This is a genomic window from Erwinia sp. AK-PDG3-5 (assembly GCF_056821705.1).
The window spans coordinates 93,881-113,745 of sequence record NZ_CM165967.1 but is presented as its reverse complement, the minus strand read 5'-3'; the positions used below and the strand labels follow the sequence as shown (position 1 = coordinate 113,745).

17 protein-coding genes and 1 riboswitch are annotated in these 19,865 nt (G+C 59.4%); of the genes, 8 read left to right on the top strand and 9 right to left on the bottom strand.

What is annotated here, in order from left to right:
• Positions 1-5: 5 nt before the first annotated feature.
• Positions 6-398 (bottom strand): Rid family detoxifying hydrolase, encoded by a 393-nt coding sequence (locus AC1UKS_RS00495; RefSeq protein WP_482435299.1) that lies wholly within the window; start codon positions 396-398, stop codon positions 6-8.
• A 393-nt stretch (positions 399-791) separates the two neighbouring features.
• On the opposite strand from AC1UKS_RS00495, the gene glyQ reads away from it, so the two are divergent.
• The gene (gene glyQ / locus AC1UKS_RS00490) at positions 792-1,706 is read left to right on the top strand and encodes a glycine--tRNA ligase subunit alpha (protein WP_013204507.1); all 915 of its coding nucleotides are present in this window, start codon (positions 792-794) and stop codon (positions 1,704-1,706) included.
• 9 nt (positions 1,707-1,715) lie between these two features.
• On the top strand, positions 1,716-3,785 hold the full coding sequence (gene glyS / locus AC1UKS_RS00485) for a glycine--tRNA ligase subunit beta (RefSeq protein ID WP_482435298.1): 2,070 nt from the start codon (positions 1,716-1,718) through the stop codon (positions 3,783-3,785).
• A 103-nt stretch (positions 3,786-3,888) separates the two neighbouring features.
• Here glyS and AC1UKS_RS00480 read toward each other — a convergent pair whose 3' ends face one another.
• The gene (locus tag AC1UKS_RS00480; protein WP_482435297.1) at positions 3,889-4,941 is read right to left on the bottom strand and encodes an NAD(P)-dependent alcohol dehydrogenase; all 1,053 of its coding nucleotides are present in this window, start codon (positions 4,939-4,941) and stop codon (positions 3,889-3,891) included.
• 203 nt (positions 4,942-5,144) lie between these two features.
• On the opposite strand from AC1UKS_RS00480, the gene AC1UKS_RS00475 reads away from it, so the two are divergent.
• Together AC1UKS_RS00475 and AC1UKS_RS00470 are read left to right on the top strand one after the other, a co-directional pair.
• Positions 5,145-5,390 (top strand): helix-turn-helix domain-containing protein, encoded by a 246-nt coding sequence (locus AC1UKS_RS00475; RefSeq protein WP_482435296.1) that lies wholly within the window; start codon positions 5,145-5,147, stop codon positions 5,388-5,390.
• Positions 5,390-6,697 (top strand): type II toxin-antitoxin system HipA family toxin, encoded by a 1,308-nt coding sequence (locus AC1UKS_RS00470; RefSeq protein WP_482435295.1) that lies wholly within the window; start codon positions 5,390-5,392, stop codon positions 6,695-6,697. The genes AC1UKS_RS00475 and AC1UKS_RS00470 overlap by 1 nt, the downstream gene beginning before the upstream one ends.
• A gap of 49 nt (positions 6,698-6,746) precedes the next feature.
• Here AC1UKS_RS00470 and AC1UKS_RS00465 read toward each other — a convergent pair whose 3' ends face one another.
• The 7 genes from AC1UKS_RS00465 to AC1UKS_RS00435 all read right to left on the bottom strand — a co-directional run bounded on the left by AC1UKS_RS00465 (position 6,747) and on the right by AC1UKS_RS00435 (position 14,947).
• A complete protein-coding gene (locus AC1UKS_RS00465) occupies positions 6,747-7,040 on the bottom strand; it encodes an HTH-type transcriptional regulator (RefSeq protein WP_013204512.1) in 294 nt (97 codons plus the stop codon).
• A 207-nt stretch (positions 7,041-7,247) separates the two neighbouring features.
• Positions 7,248-10,847: an urea carboxylase gene (gene uca / locus AC1UKS_RS00460; RefSeq protein WP_482435294.1), complete on the bottom strand. Its 3,600-nt coding sequence runs from the start codon at positions 10,845-10,847 to the stop codon at positions 7,248-7,250.
• 78 nt (positions 10,848-10,925) lie between these two features.
• A complete protein-coding gene (locus tag AC1UKS_RS00455; protein ID WP_053141154.1) occupies positions 10,926-11,561 on the bottom strand; it encodes an urea amidolyase associated protein UAAP2 in 636 nt (211 codons plus the stop codon).
• 10 nt (positions 11,562-11,571) lie between these two features.
• Positions 11,572-12,279: an urea amidolyase associated protein UAAP1 gene (locus AC1UKS_RS00450; protein WP_265909101.1), complete on the bottom strand. Its 708-nt coding sequence runs from the start codon at positions 12,277-12,279 to the stop codon at positions 11,572-11,574.
• Positions 12,280-12,288: 9 nt separating this feature from the next.
• Complete coding sequence (locus AC1UKS_RS00445; protein ID WP_482435293.1) at positions 12,289-13,053, bottom strand: ABC transporter ATP-binding protein; 765 nt, start codon at positions 13,051-13,053, stop codon at positions 12,289-12,291.
• A gap of 9 nt (positions 13,054-13,062) precedes the next feature.
• On the bottom strand, positions 13,063-13,875 hold the full coding sequence (locus tag AC1UKS_RS00440; RefSeq protein ID WP_482435292.1) for an ABC transporter permease: 813 nt from the start codon (positions 13,873-13,875) through the stop codon (positions 13,063-13,065).
• Between the two features lie 16 nt (positions 13,876-13,891).
• A complete protein-coding gene (locus AC1UKS_RS00435; RefSeq protein WP_482435291.1) occupies positions 13,892-14,947 on the bottom strand; it encodes a putative urea ABC transporter substrate-binding protein in 1,056 nt (351 codons plus the stop codon).
• Between the two features lie 62 nt (positions 14,948-15,009).
• Positions 15,010-15,104: riboswitch (guanidine-I (ykkC/yxkD leader) on the bottom strand.
• Between the two features lie 433 nt (positions 15,105-15,537).
• Between AC1UKS_RS00435 and AC1UKS_RS00430 the strand changes: the two genes are divergently transcribed.
• Genes AC1UKS_RS00430 through AC1UKS_RS00415 form a run of 4 tightly spaced genes read left to right on the top strand, consistent with a single transcriptional unit; the run spans position 15,538 to position 19,854 of the window.
• Positions 15,538-16,257 (top strand): FadR/GntR family transcriptional regulator, encoded by a 720-nt coding sequence (locus AC1UKS_RS00430; protein WP_482435290.1) that lies wholly within the window; start codon positions 15,538-15,540, stop codon positions 16,255-16,257.
• On the top strand, positions 16,254-17,258 hold the full coding sequence (locus AC1UKS_RS00425; protein ID WP_482435289.1) for an ABC transporter ATP-binding protein: 1,005 nt from the start codon (positions 16,254-16,256) through the stop codon (positions 17,256-17,258). The genes AC1UKS_RS00430 and AC1UKS_RS00425 overlap by 4 nt, the downstream gene beginning before the upstream one ends.
• Positions 17,255-18,343: an ABC transporter ATP-binding protein gene (locus AC1UKS_RS00420; RefSeq protein ID WP_482435288.1), complete on the top strand. Its 1,089-nt coding sequence runs from the start codon at positions 17,255-17,257 to the stop codon at positions 18,341-18,343. The genes AC1UKS_RS00425 and AC1UKS_RS00420 overlap by 4 nt, the downstream gene beginning before the upstream one ends.
• Positions 18,340-19,854: an ABC transporter substrate-binding protein gene (locus AC1UKS_RS00415; protein ID WP_482435286.1), complete on the top strand. Its 1,515-nt coding sequence runs from the start codon at positions 18,340-18,342 to the stop codon at positions 19,852-19,854. Before AC1UKS_RS00420 ends, AC1UKS_RS00415 begins: the two co-directional genes overlap by 4 nt.
• Positions 19,855-19,865: the final 11 nt, after the last annotated feature.

Genomic DNA, 19,865 nt, shown 5'->3' with positions numbered 1-19,865 from the left:
GCGCCTCAGCGCATTGCCGTCACTTCCATCTCAACCAGTAAATCCGGGTGGTTGAGCTGGATGCCGACCGTGGCGCGGGCCGGGAATGGGAAGGCGAAGTAGCCGGCGTAGACGTCGTTCAACTGCGAGAACAGCGACAGATCGGTGAGGAAAATGGTGACGCGCACCACGTTGTCGAAGCTCATGTCAGCCTGGCTCAGCAGGTCTCCGACGTTTTTCAGCACCTGATGGGTCTGTTCCTGAATGGTGTTGCCGACGATGGTCGCGGTGTAGGGGTCAATCGCCACCTGGCCGGAGATAAACAGCATCGGTTCATGCAGTATCGCAGCCGACAGCGGCGCGGGGCCCATCGGGCGGTCTTCCGGGTTCATACCTGGGTAGCAAATGGCCTTTTTCATATGCGTCTCATCGTGCGGTTGATGCAGCCAAATTCGTATACGATTAGACGAAAGTCAACGCGCGAATTTTCACCAACCGGTCAGATTTGCCGCACTGGTATGGTGATCGCGGTCGATAAAGTGCGTGGAGTTTTGAATTAAAGTGTTGCTAAATCATTTGCTTAGGAATCATCGCCCGTTCTCTGTCGTCGGCGAAAAAAGCGGCTGGACAGAACGTATACGATTTTCTGATGATAGCGCCTGGCGGCCCAATCCGCAGCAGAACCCACCAATCTGCCAGGCTGTTGAGGCGCTGTCTGGCTATTGGCCGTTACAGCGGGCTGACACTCTGGCGGTCAAAGGGTATACTGACGCCCACTTTTTATAACCTCTCGTATCGCGTGCGGATCCAACATGCAAAAGTTTGATACTAAAACCTTTCAGGGACTGATCCTGACCTTACAGGATTACTGGGCTCGCCAGGGCTGCACCATTGTTCAACCACTGGACATGGAAGTCGGCGCCGGCACCTCTCACCCAATGACCTGCCTGCGTGCGTTAGGCCCGGAGCCAATTGCGGCCGCCTACGTTCAGCCGTCACGCCGTCCTACCGATGGACGCTACGGCGAGAACCCGAACCGTCTGCAGCACTACTACCAGTTCCAGGTGATCATCAAGCCGTCACCGGACAACATTCAGGAGCTGTACCTGGGCTCACTGAAAGAGTTGGGCATGGACCCGACCATTCACGATATTCGCTTCGTGGAAGATAACTGGGAGAACCCAACGCTGGGCGCATGGGGCCTGGGCTGGGAAGTGTGGCTGAACGGCATGGAAGTGACGCAGTTCACCTACTTCCAGCAGGTTGGCGGCATGGAGTGCAAGCCGGTCACCGGTGAGATCACTTACGGCCTGGAGCGTCTGGCGATGTATATCCAGGGCGTGGACAGCGTCTACGACCTGGTCTGGAGCGACGGCCCGCTGGGCACCACCACCTACGGCGACGTGTTCCATCAGAACGAAGTGGAGCAGTCCACCTACAACTTCGAATACGCCGACGTCGACTTCCTGTTTACCTGCTTCGAGCAGTACGAGAAAGAGGCACAAAGCCTGCTGGCACTGGAGAAACCTCTGCCGCTGCCGGCCTACGAACGCATTCTGAAAGCGGGCCACACCTTCAACCTGCTTGATGCGCGTAAAGCCATTTCCGTGACCGAGCGTCAGCGCTACATTCTGCGCATTCGCACCCTGACCAAAGCCGTGGCTGAAGCCTACTATGCGTCTCGCGAGGCGCTTGGCTTCCCGATGTGCAATAACAAGAAAAAATAAGAGGCCGCCATGACTGAGAAAACTTTTCTGGTGGAGATCGGCACCGAAGAGCTGCCACCAAAGGCACTGCGTAATCTTGCTGAATCCTTTGCCGCCCACTTCACCGCCGAGCTGGACGCCGCGGGCCTGACCCACGGCGCAGTGAGCTGGTATGCCGCGCCGCGCCGCCTGGCGCTGAAAGTCGCCAACCTGAGCGCCGCACAGCCCGATCGTGAAGTCGAAAAACGCGGCCCGGCGATTGCCGCTGCGTTTGACGCTAACGGCGTGGCCACCAAAGCCGCCGAAGGCTGGGCCAGGGGTTGCGGCATCACCGTCGACCAGGCCGAACGTCTGAGCACCGACAAAGGCGAATGGCTGCTGTATCGCGCCCAGGTGACCGGCGAAAGCGCCCAGTCGCTGCTGCCGGCAATGGTCAGCACCTCACTGGCGAAGCTGCCAATCCCGAAACTGATGCGCTGGGGCGATTCCGACGTGCAGTTTGTCCGTCCGGTTCACACCGTGACGCTGCTGCTGGGCGATGAAAGTCTGCCGGCGACCATTCTTGGCGTGGCGTCTGGCCGCACCATCCGTGGTCACCGCTTTATGGGCGAGCCTGAATTCACCATCGATAATGCTGACCAGTACCCGCAGATCCTGCTGGAGCGCGGCAAGGTGCAGGCGGACTATGAAGTGCGTAAAGCGCAGATTAAAGCCGATGCTGAAGCGGCCGCCCGCGAAATCGGCGGCGTGGCAGATTTAAGTGATAGCCTGCTGGAAGAAGTCACCTCGCTGGTCGAATGGCCGGTGGTGCTGACCGCGAAGTTCGAAGAGAAATTCCTCGCGGTGCCGGCCGAAGCGCTGGTCTACACCATGAAGGGCGACCAGAAGTACTTCCCGGTCTACGATCCGGCGGGCAAACTGCTGCCAAACTTTATCTTCGTCACCAATATCGTGTCGAAAGATCCGCAGCAGATTATCTCCGGTAACGAGAAGGTGGTACGTCCGCGTCTGGCCGATGCCGAGTTCTTCTTCAACTCTGACCGTAAAAAGCGTCTGGAAGATAACCTGCCGCGTCTGGAAACCGTACTGTTCCAGAAAGAGCTGGGGACGCTGCGCGATAAAACCGACCGTATTCAGGCGCTGGCAGGCTGGATTGCCGGACAGATCGGTGCGGACGTTAACCATGCGACCCGTGCTGGTCTGCTGTCCAAGTGTGACCTGATGACCAACATGGTCTTCGAGTTCACCGACACCCAGGGCGTGATGGGCATGCACTATGCGCGTCACGATGGCGAAGCAGAAGACGTGGCGGTGGCGCTGAACGAGCAGTATCAGCCGCGCTTTGCCGGTGACGATCTGCCGTCCAACCCGGTGGCCTGCGCGCTGGCTATCGCCGACAAGATGGATACGCTGGCCGGTATTTTCGGCATCGGCCAACATCCAAAAGGCGATAAAGACCCGTTCGCACTGCGCCGTGCCGCGCTGGGCGTGCTGCGTATTATCGTCGAGAAGAACCTGCCGCTGGATCTGCAAACGCTGACCGAAGAAGCCGTGCGTCTGTATGGCAGCAAGTTGAGCAACGGCAAGGTGGTCGACGAAGTGATCGACTTTATGCTGGGTCGTTTCCGCACCTGGTATCAGGAAGAAGGCCACAGCGTGGATACCATCCAGGCCGTGCTGGCGCGTCGCCCAACCCGTCCGGCAGACTTCAACGCCCGCATGAAGGCGGTGTCGCACTTCCGTACGCTGGAAGAGGCTGCCACGCTGGCGGCGGCGAACAAGCGCGTCTCCAACATTCTCGCCAAGGCTACCGAGCCGCTGAATGACAGCGTGTCAGCATCCCTGCTGAAAGAGAATGAAGAGATCCAGCTGGCGACCTACGTCTCCGCGCTGACCAGCAAACTGCAGCCTTACTTTGCAGAAGGCCGTTATCAGGATGCGCTGATCGAGCTGGCTCAGCTGCGCACCGCGGTCGACAACTTCTTCGAGAAGGTGATGGTCAATGCCGAAGAGCGTGAAGTGCGGATCAACCGCCTGACGCTGCTGGCCAAACTGCGTGAGCTGTTCCTGCAGGTTGCAGACATTTCGCTGCTGCAGTAAGGGCGAAATCAGCGGATGGGGTGTTTGCATCCGCTGGTACATATAAAAAATGGCGGGATTTTTCCCGCCCTTTTCAATCGCTTTAATCGCGATATCGCCGACGTTAGCCGCGTTTAGAGGCTTTCATATCGATCACGAAGCGATACTTCACATCCCCTTTCAGCATCCGTTCAAACGCCATTTCCACCTGATCCAGGGTAATCACGTCCACATCGGAGACGATGTTGTGCTCACCACAGAAATCCAGCATCTGCTGCGTTTCCTGAATGCTGCCGATCGAGGTGCCGGAAATGCTCAGGCGCTTAAAGACAATCGGTGTGACGTTTGGCGACGGGTGCGGTGCGTCCGGAATGCCCACCAGCACCAGATGACCGTTGGTCTTCAGCGTATGCAGATACATATCCAGGTCGTGCGGCGCGGCGACGCAATCCAGAATCATATCAAGGCTGTTTGCTTCAGCAGCCATCTGCGCGGCGTCTTTCGACACCACCACTTTGCTGGCACCCAGACGCAGTGCATCGGCACCTTTGGCGGGCGAAGTGGTAAACAGCACCACTTCCGCGCCCAGCGCGCTCGCCAGCTTCACCGCCATGTGGCCCAGTCCACCCAGACCGATCACACCGACGCGCTGGCCTGGCTGCACGTTCCAGTGTTTCAACGGTGACCAGGTGGTGACGCCCGCGCACAGCAGCGGCGCAACCGCATTCAGCGGCAGGTTTTCCGGAACGTTAACCACAAATTTGCCGTCAACCACGATGCTTTCGGAGTAGCCACCGAAGGTTTTGCCGCCAATGGTTTTTTCATCTGCATTATAGGTCGCGGTGAAGCCCGCTTCGCAGTACTGCTCTTCGCCCTGATGGCACTGTGAGCAATGCCCGCAGGAATCGACCATCACGCCGACACCTACCAGATCGCCGGTTTTAAACGCGGTGACGTCCTTGCCGGTGCCGATCACGCGGCCCACGATTTCATGACCCGGCACCAGGGGGAACTGGCTGACGCCCCACTCATTGCGTGCCATATGCAGGTCAGAGTGGCACACGCCACAGTAGTGGATATCGATATGCACATCGCCAGCCTGCAGCTCACGGCGTTGAAATTCAAAAGGTTCGAGGGGGGTTGTCGCAGACGTTGCTGCCAGACCATATACCTGCATGGGGGATGCGCCTTGTTTTGCAAAGCGGCGTAGAGTAGTGAAATGCGGCGGTGAGGGCAAGGCGGAAATGTAATGAACTGACAATCATAGCAGAAGTGCTATAATTCCAAAATATAGCGAAATTGATATATTTCGAGGAGATAGCAAATCTGCTATATCTCGACTAGTATAGCGAAAGTGCTATAAATAATTGGCAGGTCTCTATGAATGTACGTCGTCCGATAGATTTTAGTGCGGTAATCAAGTCTGCCCGCAGCCGGAAAGGAATGAACCAGGCTCAATTGGCAACCTTATGTAGTACGACGCAATCGGCCATATCACGGGTTGAAAAAACCGGTGCCTGCCAGCTGGATACCCTGCTGCGTATCTGCGCGATACTTGATCTGAAAGTGGATATCTCGCCACTGAATGAATCAAGCCTGGACACATCCAACCAGGAGATTTGGTAATGGCTGCCGAACATCTCTGGTGTTATATGAACGATAAGTATGTGGGTGTTCTGTCTCGCAACAAAGGGCAACAGAGCTTTACCTACAGCGCTGAGTGGCTGGAGGATGAGCAAAAACGCCCTATATCGTTAAGTATGCCGTTACGCGCTGAATCATGGAAAGGCGACGTTGTGGAAGCCTGGTTTGATAATCTGCTGCCGGACAACGACCGCATCCGTCAGGCGATTGTCGATCGCCTTGGCGCGCGCAGCCGGAAAACGTTCGACCTGTTGGCTCTCCTGGGAAAAGATTGCGTGGGTGCAATGACGCTGCAGACAGAACAGACCGGGTCCCCACTGGAGAACGTTCAGGTACAGACGCTGAGCGAAGCAGAAATCGCCAGCATCATCCAGAATACCCGAACTGACAACGTTCTGGGCATGCAGCCCAAAGAAACATTCCGCATCTCAATAGCAGGAGCCCAGGAAAAAACCGCGCTGACCTGGTGGGACAATTGCTGGTGCAAGCCGTTGGGGAAAACAGCCACTACCCACATCATTAAGCCACAGATTTCGTCACGCAAAGGAGATCCTCTGGATCTCCGCAACAGCGTTGATAACGAATGGTTCTGCTTACAGTTCCTGGCTGCACTGGGCATGGAAACGAATCGTTGTCAGATTGGCGTCTTCGTTAAACAGAAAGTACTGATGGTGGAGCGTTTTGATCGCCGCGTTGTGGGAGATAAAATTTACCGCTTGCCTCAGGAAGACTTATGCCAGGCATTGGGTAAAGCGGGGCAAAGTAAGTATGAAGAGCACGGAGGGCCCGATGCCAAATCCATTTCAGACCTGCTCAAATATGCCCTGCGTCCGGCGGAGAATCTGGAAACTTTTTTTAGGGCGCAGTTCTGCTTCTGGCTACTGGCAGCGATTGACGGTCATGCAAAGAATTTTAGCGTGTTTCTGCGGCCAGATGGCTACCAGTTAACGCCGCTATACGACGTGATGTCAGCTTATCCAATGTTTGGTAAAGGCCTGGAACCACGCAAAGCAGAAATGTCGATGTCAGTCCGGGGGAAACGCAATAAACACTATCGTTGGTACGATATTTTGCCACGCCACTGGATGAGCCATGCGCGTTATCTGGGTATCAATGCTGAACGTGCACAAGGATGGATAGATGAGATCATTGCCCGTACACCGGCTGCGCTGGAAGAAGTAATGCTGAACTTACCACGGCATTTTGATCAACGTGTCGGCGAATGTATCAAGGCGGGAACGCTAAAAACAGTCCAGCGCTATCAGCGAAAACACCTGCTCCAGCAGTAGAGTCAAACCCCAAGAAACACAAAACCCGCCAGATGGCGGGTTTTTCGGATTATCCCAGCAGTTCTCTGCTGAGACAGGGATTAAATTGTATCAACTGCATCAACTTTTGCGCGCTGCGCGACGGTTTCGTCCGCTTCGCTTCCCAACTCTTAACCGATGAAACGCTCACGCCCAATGCCAGGGCAAATTCGTCAATTTCCATGCCGGTGATTTCCCTGATGCGTTTTGGTTCGGGTATCGATACTTCACCCTTTAATGCGGGAGCGGCCTGGATTACTTCACGCGTTAAGACAATATGTTCGAGGCTTGATAACAACTCTCCCATTGGGTCTTTCAATTCCATAATTCTCTCCTCATAAAAATCACAAATGTGAACGGCCAGAGGGTAAAGAACCTGATTCTCAGGTTCTGAATGCTGGCTACAACAGCCGCTGGGGTGGCTCAGAGAGGTTGCTCAGAGAGACAGCGCAGGGAAACGCCAGGATCATAAGTATTAGATCAAATCCTGAGATTTACGTCATATTTTTAGACTATATTTCACTCTTGCTTTTCATCGACTCTCCGCCTCCATCACCAGTAAAAGTTGCCCGGCCTGCACCTGCTGTCCGGCGGATCGTTGTAGCGCGCGGATGGTACCGTTTACACTTGCCACAATCGGGATTTCCATCTTCATCGATTCGAGGATCCCCAGCGTCTCGCCCGCGCTGACGCGGTCTCCCGGCTTGACCAGCCATTGCCAGACGCTGCCCGCCACCTGGCTTTCTACCGGCGAACAGCCAGCGGGGATCGCCTCGTCCTGGACGATCTCTTCCTGCAGGCTGCTGTCAAACGTGAATTGCCCATCGGCACGCCAGCGGGCCAGTTCTTCATCAAACGCCCGCTGCCGCTGCTGCTGAAAAGCGGCGATCTGCGACTGGTTGTCGATCAGGCTTTGTTGGTAGTCGCCGAGGCTGAATTCGCCCTCTTCGCTGCGTAAAGGATAGCGGCCCCACGGGAAGCGCTCGCGGATGCTTAACAGCTCTTCTGCACTGACCGGATAGAAGCGGATCTGGTCGAAGAAACGCAGCAGCCACGGCTGGCGAAACGCCTCGGTCTGACGGTCGCGGTTCCACATCTGCATCGTGCGGCCCACAAACTGATAGCCGCCGGGTCCTTCCATACCGTAAACGCACATATAGGCGCCGCCGATACCGACCGAGTTTTCTGCCGTCCAGGTGCGCGCGGGATTGTACTTGGTGGTCACCAGCCGGTGGCGGGGATCCAGCGGCGTCGCGACGGGCGCACCAAGGTAGACATCGCCCAGCCCCATCACCAGATAGCGGGCGTTAAAGACGATATCTTTTACCTCGTCCACCGAGGCCAGGCCGTTGATGCGCCGGATAAATTCAATGTTGTCCGGGCACCAGGGCGCATTCGGGCGCACCGACTGGGTGTAGCGCGTCACCGCTTCGCGGCAGGCATCATCATCCCAGCTCAACGGCAGCCAGACGGTACGCGAAGGCACGGTGGCGTTCTCCAGCGTGCCGAGCTCGCGGTCGGCCTGTAGCAGCGTGGCCAGCAGCGTGTCACGCGGCAACACCAGGCTGTCAAAATGGATCTGCAGCGAGCGAATGCCTGGCGTCAGCTCCAGCCTGCCGGTCTGCGGGCGGGCTTCCAGCCACTGCATCAGCGCGTGAACCCGAAAACGCAGGGCGATATCCAGCTGCGCCTCGCCGTATTCCACCAGCAGGAAGCGATCGCCCGCCGCACGGACGATCAGCGCCGGCTGGGCTTCGCTGGCCGCTTGATGAACCAGAATCGGATCCGCCTGGCGACGATCGTCCGGCATTGCCGCGACCGGCTGAAGATCCGCTGCGATCTGGTTTTCCTCGCGGGCCAGACGATCCGCCTCACTCAGCGAGACCGGCAAAAACCGCACGCGGTCGCCGGCTTTCAGCTGCCCCAGCTTCCACAGATCGGCGGCTATCACCGTGGCCGGACAGACAAAACCGCCCAGCGACGGGCCGTCCGGGCCAAGGATCACCGGCATGTCGCCGGTAAAATCCACGGTGCCAAATGCGTAGGCGTTGTCGTGAATATTCGACGGGTGCATCCCCGCCTCGCCGCCATCGCTGCGCGCCCATTCCGGTTTCGGGCCAATCAGCCGGATGCCGGTGCGGCTGGAGTTGTAGTGCACCTGCCAGTCCGCCGCAAAGAAGCTGTCGATGTCCTGCGGCGTGAAAAAGGTCGGTGCGCCATGCGGCCCGTAAATCACCCGCAGCTGCCACTGGTTTTGCCAGTCCGGCATCAGTTCATCCGGCAACGCCGCCTGCGCACGGCATTCCGGCCGTGCCAGATGCAGCACGTCGCCGGTGCGCAGCTGTCGGCCTGCGTGACCACCAAATTTGCCCAGCGTAAAGGTGCTGCGGCTCCCCAGATAAACCGGGCAGTCAATCCCGCCGGCCAGTAACAGATAGCACCGGCAGCCCGCGCCCACGATTTCGCCCAGCGTCAGCGTCTGGCCCGCGCGCGCGTTGATAATCCGGCCATTGCTCAGCACGTCGTCATCCAGCCGCGCCGCAATGGCTGCACCCGCCAGCACAAAGGCGCAATCCTGATTAAAGCGCAGCGTTGGGCCACGCAGGGTGATCTCCAGCCCGGCGGCGTCCGGCGGATTGTTCAGCAGGCGGTTGCCGTGGCGGAAGGAACGGCTGTCAAACGGGCCCGATGGCGGCACGCCGACATGCCAGTAACCAGCCCGGCCTGGCGCATCCTGAACGGTGGTCAGCGTGCCGCCGCTCAACACATCGACCGTGGCGGGCGACCAGCTGACATTCCCCAGGGTGGCGGTGATCACCCGGCCCTGTTGCACCTCCGGCAGGGTCAGCAGATGGCGTAGCCAGTGCAGGTTGGTTTCAATACCGTACAGCGCGGTGGCGGCCAGCGCCTCAGCCAGCGACGCCAGCGCCTGGGGACGATCGGCGGCATGGACCAGCACTTTTGCCAGCATCGGATCGTAAAACGGCGAGACCTCAATGCCGCTCTCCAGCCAGCTGTCAACGCGCAGCGTGCCGTGGCTGACCTTGTTGGGAAACTGTACCTGGCTCAGCAATCCGGCGCTGGGCTGGAACTGTTTGGCCGGATCTTCGGCATACAGACGCACCTGAATCGCATGCCCGGCCGCAAGGGTTTTTAACGAGGCGATGGGTGGCAATGCGCCCGCACCCAGCTGCACCATCCAGCGGACAATATCCACGCCGTAAATCATCTCGGTGACGCCGTGCTCAACCTGCAGGCGGGTGTTCACTTCGAGGAAGTAAAACTGCTGCGTCTGGTCATCAAACACATATTCCACGGTGCCCGCGCTACGGTAGTTCACCGCCTGGCACAGGCGAACGGCGGTTTCTTGCAGGGCCTCGCGCACCGCGTCACTCAGTCCCGGTGCCGGGGTTTCCTCAATCACCTTTTGATTACGTCGCTGCGAAGAACAATCCCGTTCACCGAGTGCGATGACCCCACCTTCGCCATCGCCAAACACCTGCACCTCAATGTGGCGGGCACGGGCAATAAACTTCTCTAAAAAGACGCCATCATCGGCGAAATTGTTGCCCGCAAGCCGTTTTACGCGGCTAAAAGCCTCCTCAAGCTGTGACCGATCATCACAGCGCTGCATGCCGATGCCGCCACCGCCGGCGGTGCTTTTCAGCATCACCGGATAGCCGATCGACGTCGCTGCCGTTTGCGCCTCATCAAGCGAGGTCAGCAGGCCGCTGCCGGCCAGCAGCGGCACCGCATTCTGCTGTGCCAGCTCGCGGGCGCGGTGCTTCAGGCCAAACGCCGCCATCTGTTCCACCGTCGGCCCCAAAAAGATCACGCCAGCCCGATCGCAGCGGGTGACAAAGCGGGCATTTTCACTGAGAAAGCCGTAACCCGGATGGATCGCCTGCGCCTGCGACTGAGCGGCGATCTGCAGCAATCTGTCCTGATTCAGATAGGTATCCCGCACGCTGCCGTCGCCCAGCGACCAGGCCTCGTCGGCCAGACGCACATGCTGTGAATGGCGGTCGGCGTCGGCATACACCGCAATGGCTTTGACGCCCATCGCCTTTAAGGTACGGATGATGCGCACGGCAATGGCGCCACGGTTTGCGATTAATACGCGCTCCAGCATAAGTTCACTCTCTTTTCAGGCAGGTCGTCCTGCTTAATCAGGGCACGCAACTGCGGGTCGTCCCGCCGTGCCAGAGGGCTACCAGATTGCGACTTCGACCGGCGTCGGGTTGTAGCCATTGCAGGGGTTGTTCAGCTGCGGACAGTTGGAGATCAGCACCAGAACGTTCATGTTCGCCACCATTTCGACATATTTTCCCGGCGCGGAGATGCCGTCGGCGAAGGTCAGGCCGCCGGCCTGGGTGACCGGGACGTTCATAAAGAAGTTGATGTTGTGGGTGATGTCGCGACGGGTCAGGCCGAATTCCGGACGCTCCGCCACCGCCAGCATCCAGCTGTCGCGGCAGGCGTGCATATGCCGTTTTTCCAGGTCATACCGCACGGTATTGCTCTCGGTGGAGCAGGCACCGCCGAGCGTGTCGTGGCGGCCACAGGTATCGGCGGTGATGGTCAGCATCGCGTTGTCATCATTGGAGCGCAGCACGCTGCCGGCGGTCAGAAAGACGTTTTTCTGCCCGCGCAGCGTGTCGCTGAAGCTGTAGCGTTCCGCCGTATCATCGGCATTAAAAAACAGCGTGTCCGCCGCCTGATTGCCTTCCAGGTCGGTAATGCGCAGCGTCTGACCGGCTTCCACGCGGTAGAGCCAGTAATCGCCTGCGGCGATGGTTTCGCGGTGCGCAGCCTGCGCCACGTCATTGGGGCTGAGTGTGATCATTGCAGGCTCCTTACGGCTGGCCGGTTAAGTGGTAGAGGTCGTTATTGCGCAGGCCGCGCTGGTTTTCTTCCCGCGCCAGGCAGTGTGCCGGCAGCGGCGCGGTCTGGCCGTCCAGCACGATGCCCAGCCGCTGCTGAGGATAGCGATCCCCTGCCGCCAGCGGATGCGGGCAGCTATGCAGGATCACCAGCGTATCCATCGCAAAGCGCAGCGTCACTTCGGCGCCCTTTTTGCCCTGCTGTTGCAGTTCAAGCTCGCCCTCATCGCTGGCGGCGACCTGGGCAAAGAAATTCACGCAGGACGCCATATCGCGCTTGCCCAGCCCGTACTTGGCCAGCTCGACCAGGAAACTGTCGGTGCCGTTCTGATGCCAGTCATTGCGCGCCCCCTGATAATCACGGGCGCCAAACTGCGCGGCGACCTGCTGCGCATTGCTGCTGCCGCAGACGCTCTCGTGCCAGCCAAAGCTGTCCTGTTCGATGCCGCAGAAAATGCGGCCCATATCGGAATAGAGGCAGTGACCGGCGGTGAGGCGAAAGGTGTGCTGGCACTTCAGGGTATCGGGCGCGTTGTAGCGCTCCAGCAGGTTCTCCGGGTTATACATCAGTAGCCCGGCATTGACGCCGCCGTCGATGTCGATCAGCCGCAACGCGCTGCCGCGACGCATCCGCAGTGACCAGTGCGATCCGGCGGGTAACAGAGTTTCGTAGGTTGTCATTGTTCCTCCTCAGGCCACCCGGGCGATGGGCGGGGCTTTCTCAGCCGCCGGCCGTCCTCGCTCCAGTGGAATATCGTAAGTAATGCTCGCGCCCCAGGCGTCCGGCTGATGCGGATCGTGGCGCAGCTTGTCGAACACCCAGAGCCGCGAGCCCAGCGTGAAGCCCTCTTTCAGGTCGTGGGTGATCATAAAAATGGTCAGATTGTGGCGTTGCCACAGGTCGCCGATCAGTTCGTGCATCTCACCGCGGATCCCCGGGTCGAGCGCGCCAAACGGCTCGTCGAGCAGCAAAATGCGCGGCCGCTTCATCAGCGCCTGCGCCAGCGCCAGCCGCTGCTGCATCCCGCCGGAAAGCTGATGCGGATACTTGTGCTGTGCCGGCACCAGACCCACCTGCGCCAGCATCTCCAACGCCCGTTCACGGATCTGCTGGCGCTTTTTGCCCCAGACGCGGCCCAGCCAGCGGGCTTCGCTGAACTCATCGCCCAGCATCACGTTGCCCAGTACGGTCAGATGCGGAAACACCGAATAGCGCTGGAACACCACGCCGCGATGGTCGTCAGGCTCCTGCGGGATCGTTTTGCCATCCAGCAGCAGCTCGCCTTTGCTCGGGCTTTCCGTTCCCAGCAGCATATTGAGGAAGGTGGTTTTTCCGCAGCCGGACGCGCCGACGATCGACACAAATTCGCCCTCTTCGACGCGGGCGTTCAGCCGCTCGAGCACCACCTGCTGGCCGTAATGTTTTTCCAGGTTTTTCAGTTCAATAATCGCCATATTTCCCCCTTATTTGGCGTAGTACCACGGCCAGCAGCGGCGGCTCATCACCCGCAGCAGCAGGTCGAGAGTGAACGCCAGCAGCGTGATCCACGCGACATACGGCAGGATCACGTCCATTGCCAGATAGCGGCGCATCAGGAAGATGCGGTAGCCCAGCCCTTCGGTCGCGGCAATGGCTTCCGCCGCGATCAAAAACAGCCAGGCAGAACTGAGCGACAGCCGCACCGCATCAAACAGGCGCGGCATCAGCTGCGGCAGGATCACCCGCCAGAGGATCTGCGCGCTGTGGCCGCCCAGCGTCTGCGCCTTGACCAGCTGTTCGCGCGGGATGGTCTGCACCTGCAGCATCAGGTCGCGGGTAATCATCGGGGTGATACCGATAACGATCAGCACCACCTTCGACACTTCCCCCAGACCAAAGCAGATAAACAGAATCGGCAGGATCGCCAGCGGTGGCACCAGTGCGAACAGGGTAATCAGCGGCGAGAGAAAGGCGCGGAACACCGGCAGTGCGCCACAGAAAAGGCCGAACGCCAGCGCCAGCATGCCGCCAATCGCCACGCCCATGCCAAGACGCAGCAGGCTGGCAACCGTGTCGCTCCACAGCAGATACTCGCCGGTGCGCGGGCTCGGTTCGAAAGCCATGCGGTATACCGCCTGACCCATCGCGTTAAAGCCCGGCAGCAGCTTGTCGGCCTGGTTCAGGCTCAGCCGCGCATCGGACGCCAGCAGATAAACCAGCAGCAACGCCAGCAGCGGCAGAAATCCCATCATGAAGCGGGCCATCGGCACCGGTTGGTAATTGATCATCTTGCGCATCGGGCGTTCCTCCGGATTAAAGCTGATTAGCCGCCGCCAGCCTGGTGTACTCATCGGTAAAGCGCAGCTTGATGTTGCCCGCATTGCCCCAGTTACCGGCAGGCGTGGCGATGCCCACCACATCCGCACCCGGTGCCGCTTCGCCCAACAGGCCGTGCTTAAAGGAGAACTCGGCCACCATCTGCATGGTGGCTTTGATTTGTGGCGTGTCGATAAAGTCGAGGGTCAGTTTGGCATCGCTGAACAGGTGAGTGGCGGCCAGCTGCTGATCGAATCCGGCCAGATCGGTGCCGGACGCTTCCGCCATTTGCGTGCGGGCCTTGATCGCTTCAGGGGATTTGCCGGACATGTTTTTCAGGGTTTCGTACCAGGCCCCGGTCAGCGCTTTGCCCAGCTCAGGGTGCTGTTTCAGGGTGGAGGTGTTGACCACTAACAGGTCGAGGATTTCGCCCGGAATCTGCGCCGACGAGAACACCAGATGGCTGTTCGGCTGTTTCTCCGCTTCGGCCAGCAGCGGGTTCCAGGTGACGATAGAACCGACCTCCGGCGTGCTGAACGCGGCGACCAGATCGGCATCGGCGGTATTCACCACCTTGACGTCTTTTTCGCTCATGCCGGATTTATCCAGCGCGCGGGCCAACAGGTAATGCGACACGGAGAGTTCAACCAGGTTGATCGGTTTGCCCTTCAGCGCCGCAACGCTGTCTGCGCCTTTCACCAGGATGCCGTCGTTGCCGTTGGAGTAGTCGCCGACGATCAGCGCGGTACTGTCGACGCCGCCGCTGGCGGGAATAGTCAGCGCGTCCATATTGGTCATGGTACAGCCGTCAAAGCCGCCGGAGGTGTACTGGTTTACCGACTCGATATAGTCGTTAACCTGCACGAACTGGATATCGATGCCGTATTTATCGGCCCATTTTTTAACGATGCCGCTTTGCTGCGCATAGTCCCAGGGCATCCATCCGGCATAGATTGACCAGCAAATTTTAAAGGTGGGCTTTGCCGCAAGGGCATTGACGCTAAACAGTGCGAGGGCACAGAGAAGAAGCAGACGCGTGAAGGCTGTGATCATGGTGGTTCCTCTGACGTTGGCGAATGGAATAAAAGCAGGAGGCAGCGAGCAATATCGCGCTATCCTCCCGGGCTTTTGTCCCGCCGTGTAACCGCCAGAGGGCGGTCGGTCACTCTCGGACCAGCGTCTTTCGACCGGAACCCTAGTGACCCATTTTCAAATTGTGTGGCGATACCGGTTACCCGCCATCGCTCCTGCATGGTTAAAGACAGGCAAGAGTGATGCCAGATTTGTAATCCGCTGAATCGCCGGGGTTTTGCGATAAATGCCTGTGGTAAGCCGTGGGCCACTGCGCCGAAACGGAACAAAGCTGCACCATCGCAGCGCAGATGGCCGCGTCAGTGGCCGGTAAATGTTAACGGCTTTGCCTCTGCCCGGCCTTTGCCGCCAGAACAAAAATCGGGTTAAGGTTTAAATCTCCCAAAATTCAATCTATTAGCGCGACATGGCTCACAAATTAATGAACCAATAAAAAATTGGTTCGGTTCTTGCCTAATTTAAAGAAAAAGAGACTGCGCAAACTATCAGCAATTGTGATGGTAAGCGACGATAACCGCCCTTTTTCTGATGAGTAAACAAGCGAACCAATTATGGGTGACACACCAGAAACCGCCGTTAACTCCAGCTCCGCGCTGGAAAAACTTCGCCAGCTGCTGCAACAGCACGAGGCGCAACCTGACCTGCCGCTGCCCACCGAACGCGAGCTGGCAGAACGCTTTGTCGTCGGCCGTCGGGAAATTCGCCGCGCGCTGGATGTGCTGGAAGAGGAAGGCCGGATCTGGCGCAAGCAGGGTAAAGGCACCTTTGTTGGCCCGGCCGCGCCGGTGCAGCCGCTGGTGCTGCAGGATCTGCCGCAGCAATCCAATCTGCTGGAGGTGATGGAGGCGCGCGTGCAGCTGGAGCCGGGCCTGGCGCGGATGGCGGCGCTGCGGGCGACCCAAGAACAGATTGCGCTGCTGAAACGCCTGCTGGAGAGAATGCAGAGCATCACGCTCGGCGACGGCGATCAGCATGAGCTGTGGGACAGCGCCTTTCATCGCGCCATCGCGGAAGCAGCGGGGAACCGGCTGATGCTCGGCCTGTTTGATGCCATTGATGCGGTGCGCCGCGAACCCAGCTGGCAGCATCTGCGCGAGCTGGCCCGCACCCAGGATCGCCTGAACAACTATGACGACCATCATCACCGCCTGGTGCAGCACATTGCCGCCCGTCAGCCGCGTGAAGCGGCAGCGGCGATGCGCGAGCACCTGCTGGCCCTGCAACAGGCGCTGATTGAAGCCATCAGCAGTGGCGACGAGGAGCAACCATGAGCCCTGAACATCCTTCCCCGGTACTGGCCGTCTCCCGGCTCAACGTGCAGTTCACCGGCTCGCCGGTCAGCGTGCTGGACAATATTTCGCTGGAGGTCCATGCCGGTGAAACCCTGGCGCTGGTCGGCGAATCCGGCTGCGGCAAAAGCATCACCTCGCTGGCGTTAATGGGGCTGTTACCCGCCAGCGCCGAAGTGAAGCACGGCAGCCTGACCTTCCTTGAGCAGAACCTGCTGACCTTGAGCCCGCGTGATTACGCCGACATTCGCGGCAACCAGCTGGCGATGATTTTTCAGGAGCCGATGACCTCGCTGAACCCGGCGTTCACCCTGGGCGATCAACTGAGTGAAGCGGTGATGCGCCACCGCAACGTCAACCGCCGTGAGGCGATGAAGGTGGCGTTACAGATCCTGGAAAAGGTGCAGATCCCCGCGCCGGAAATGCGGCTTAAAGCCTGGCCTCATCAGCTTTCCGGCGGCATGCGCCAGCGGGTGATGATCGCCATGGCGCTGATCAACCAGCCGAAGCTGCTGATTGCCGACGAACCGACCACCGCGCTGGACGTGACCATTCAGGCGCAAATCCTCGCGCTGCTGAATACGCTGAAAGCCGAAACCGGCACCGCGGTATTAATGATCACGCATGACCTCGGCGTGGTGGCGGAAGTGGCGCAGCGCGTGGCGGTGATGTACGCCGGGCAGGTGGTGGAGACCGGCGACGTGGAGGAGATTTTCAACGACCCGCAGCATCCGTACACCATCGGACTGATGGGCTCGATCCCCAGCCTCGGCGCGCGCAGTGCCGCGCTGGCGACCATTCCGGGCACCGTGCCGCTGCCTGAGCAGATGCCGGCAGGCTGCCGCTTTGCCACCCGCTGTCCCTTTGCCGAAACCCGCTGCCATCAGCATAAACCCAGCCTGAAAGCCTTCGGTCCCCGTCATCAGGTGGCCTGCTTCCGCGCGCCGCTGGAACAGCACATTACGCTGGGAGAAATTGCATGAGTACGCCGATTCTGGAATGCAGCGACCTGAGCAAAACCTTTGCCGGTCCGACACGCCTGTTTAAGCGCAACCCACAGGTCACTGCCGTCGATCGTATTTCGCTGAAGGTGATGCCAGGCGAGACGCTGGCGGTAGTGGGCGAATCCGGCTCCGGCAAATCGACGCTGGGTCGGCTGCTGCTGCGCCTGCTGTCACCGAGCCAGGGCAAGGTGTTTTATCAGGGCGAAGACATTACCCAGGCCAGCGGCGCACGCCTGAATCAGCTGCGCCGCGAGCTGCAGATCATCTTCCAGGACCCGTTTGCCTCGCTCAATCCGCGCATGAACGTCGAGAGCATTGTCGGCGAGCCGCTGTGGCTGCATACATCGCTCTCCAGCAGCCAACGTCAGGAAAAAGTGGCCGATCTGCTGCAAACGGTCGGCCTGCCGGCCGCCTGGTCCCGCCGTTATCCGCATGAATTCTCCGGCGGACAGCGTCAGCGTATCGGCATTGCCCGCGCGCTGGCCTCCGGGCCCAAACTGCTGCTGGGCGATGAGCCGGTTTCCGCGCTGGACGTGTCGGTGCAGGCGCAGGTGGTCAATCTGCTGGAGAACCTGAAGCAGCAGTTCGGCCTGACGATGATTATCGTGGCGCACGGCCTGGCGGTGATCCGCCATATGAGCGACCGCGTGGCGGTGATGTACCTCGGACAGATTGTGGAGCTGGCGACGGTGGATGAGATTTTTGACGCCCCGCTGCACCCCTATACCCAGGCGCTGATCGCCTCCGCACCGCAGCTTCAGCCGGGCGTCAGTCGCCAAATCCCGATGCTGCAGGGCGATCTGCCTAATCCGGCCGATCCGCCTTCCGGCTGCCGTTTTCACACCCGTTGCCCGCACGTTAGCGACGAATGTCGGCTGGTTGAGCCGATTCACCAGGCTTTACCGGGCGGCCGCCAGATCGCCTGCCATCGCTGGCAGGAGATCAACCGCGACCGCAGCGTAATAACGATTGCTCCCCCTTCTTCCGCCTTTTTACGGCGTCGTGCGCTGTTTGAACAAGCGGTTAAATACCATTCAATCCCCTCTGGAGAAGTGACGCGATGAAAGTACGCCACACGTTGTTGACCGCTTTTGGCGGCCTGATGCTGCTGGGCAGCCTGCAGGCTCAGGCAGAAAGCACCCTGCGCATTGGGCTGGGTGCCGATCCGGATATGCTCGATCCGCATCTGGCCCGCACCTACTACGGCCGCTTCGTCTTCGCGGCAATGTGCGACCGTCTGGTGGACGTCGATGAAAATCTGAAGGTGGTGCCAGGCCTGGCGACCGACTGGACATGGAGCGAAGACGGCAAAACGCTGACCATGAATCTGCGTCAGGGCGTGACGTTCCAGGACGGCGAGACGTTTGATGCAGACGCGGTGAAATTCAATATCGACCGCGCGCTGACGCTGCCGGGATCGCTGCGGAAGAGCGAAATCTCCTCGATTGAGTCGGTAGAAGTGGCGTCGCCGTCCCAGGTGATTTTCCACCTGAAAACCGCCGATGCCGCCCTGCTCAGCCAGCTGACCGACCGCGCCGGCGCGATGCTGGCCCCGAAAGCCGCCGCCAAACCGGACTTCGCCACCCATCCGGTCTGCTCCGGCCCGTATCAGTTTGTCAGCCGGGTTCAGCAGGACCGTATCGTGCTGAAGCGTTTTGAAAATTACTGGAACAAAGCCGCTTACCACTTCGATAAGGTGGTGTTCCTGCCAATCCCGGACGCCTCGGTGCGCCTGGCTAACCTGCGCTCTGGCGACCTCGATCTGACCGAAGGCATCGCCGCCAGCGATGTAAAAACCGTCGAAGCCGACAGCAAGCTGGCCCTCGCCAAAACCACCGGCCTCGGCTATCAGGGCATTACCTTTAACATCGCCAATGGCAAGGTCGACCCGGCCAACCCGTTCGCCAAAGATGCCCGCGTACGTGAAGCCTTCTCGCTGGCGATCGATCGCGATGCGCTGAATCAGGTGGCGTTTGAAGGCCTGTATACCCCGGCCAATCAGGCGTTTTCCCCGGTCAGTCCGTATCACGTCAAACTGCCAATCGCCCCGCGCGATGTGGAAAAAGCCAGGGCCCTGCTGGCCGCTGCGGGCGTGAAAACGCCGGTTAACGTCACGCTGCTGGTCACCAATAACCCCACCTCTCAGCAGGTCGGTCAGGTGATCCAGGCGATGGTGAGCGAGGCGGGCTTTAACGTCAATCTGCAAATGAGCGAGTTCGCTTCCCTGCTGGATCGTCAGCAGCGCGGGGACTATCAGCTCAGCCTGTCTGGCTGGTCGGGTCGCCCCGATCCGGATGGCAGCATCTTCTCGTTTATCAACAGCAAAGGCACCCTCAACGACGGTCGTTACAGCAATCCGCAGGTGGACAGCTGGCTGACCGAAGCCCGCCAGACCAACGATCAGGCCACCCGCCAGGCGCTGTATGACAAGGTGGTGAAGCAGCTGCAAACCGATATGCCGATTGCCTATCTCTACTTTGAGCCGCGTATTTTTGGCATGAATAAAAAACTGCAGGGCTTTAAGGCCTGGCCGGACGGGCTGGTACGCCTGGCTGGCGTGAAGATGGCCCCGTAAGCCGGAGAGCG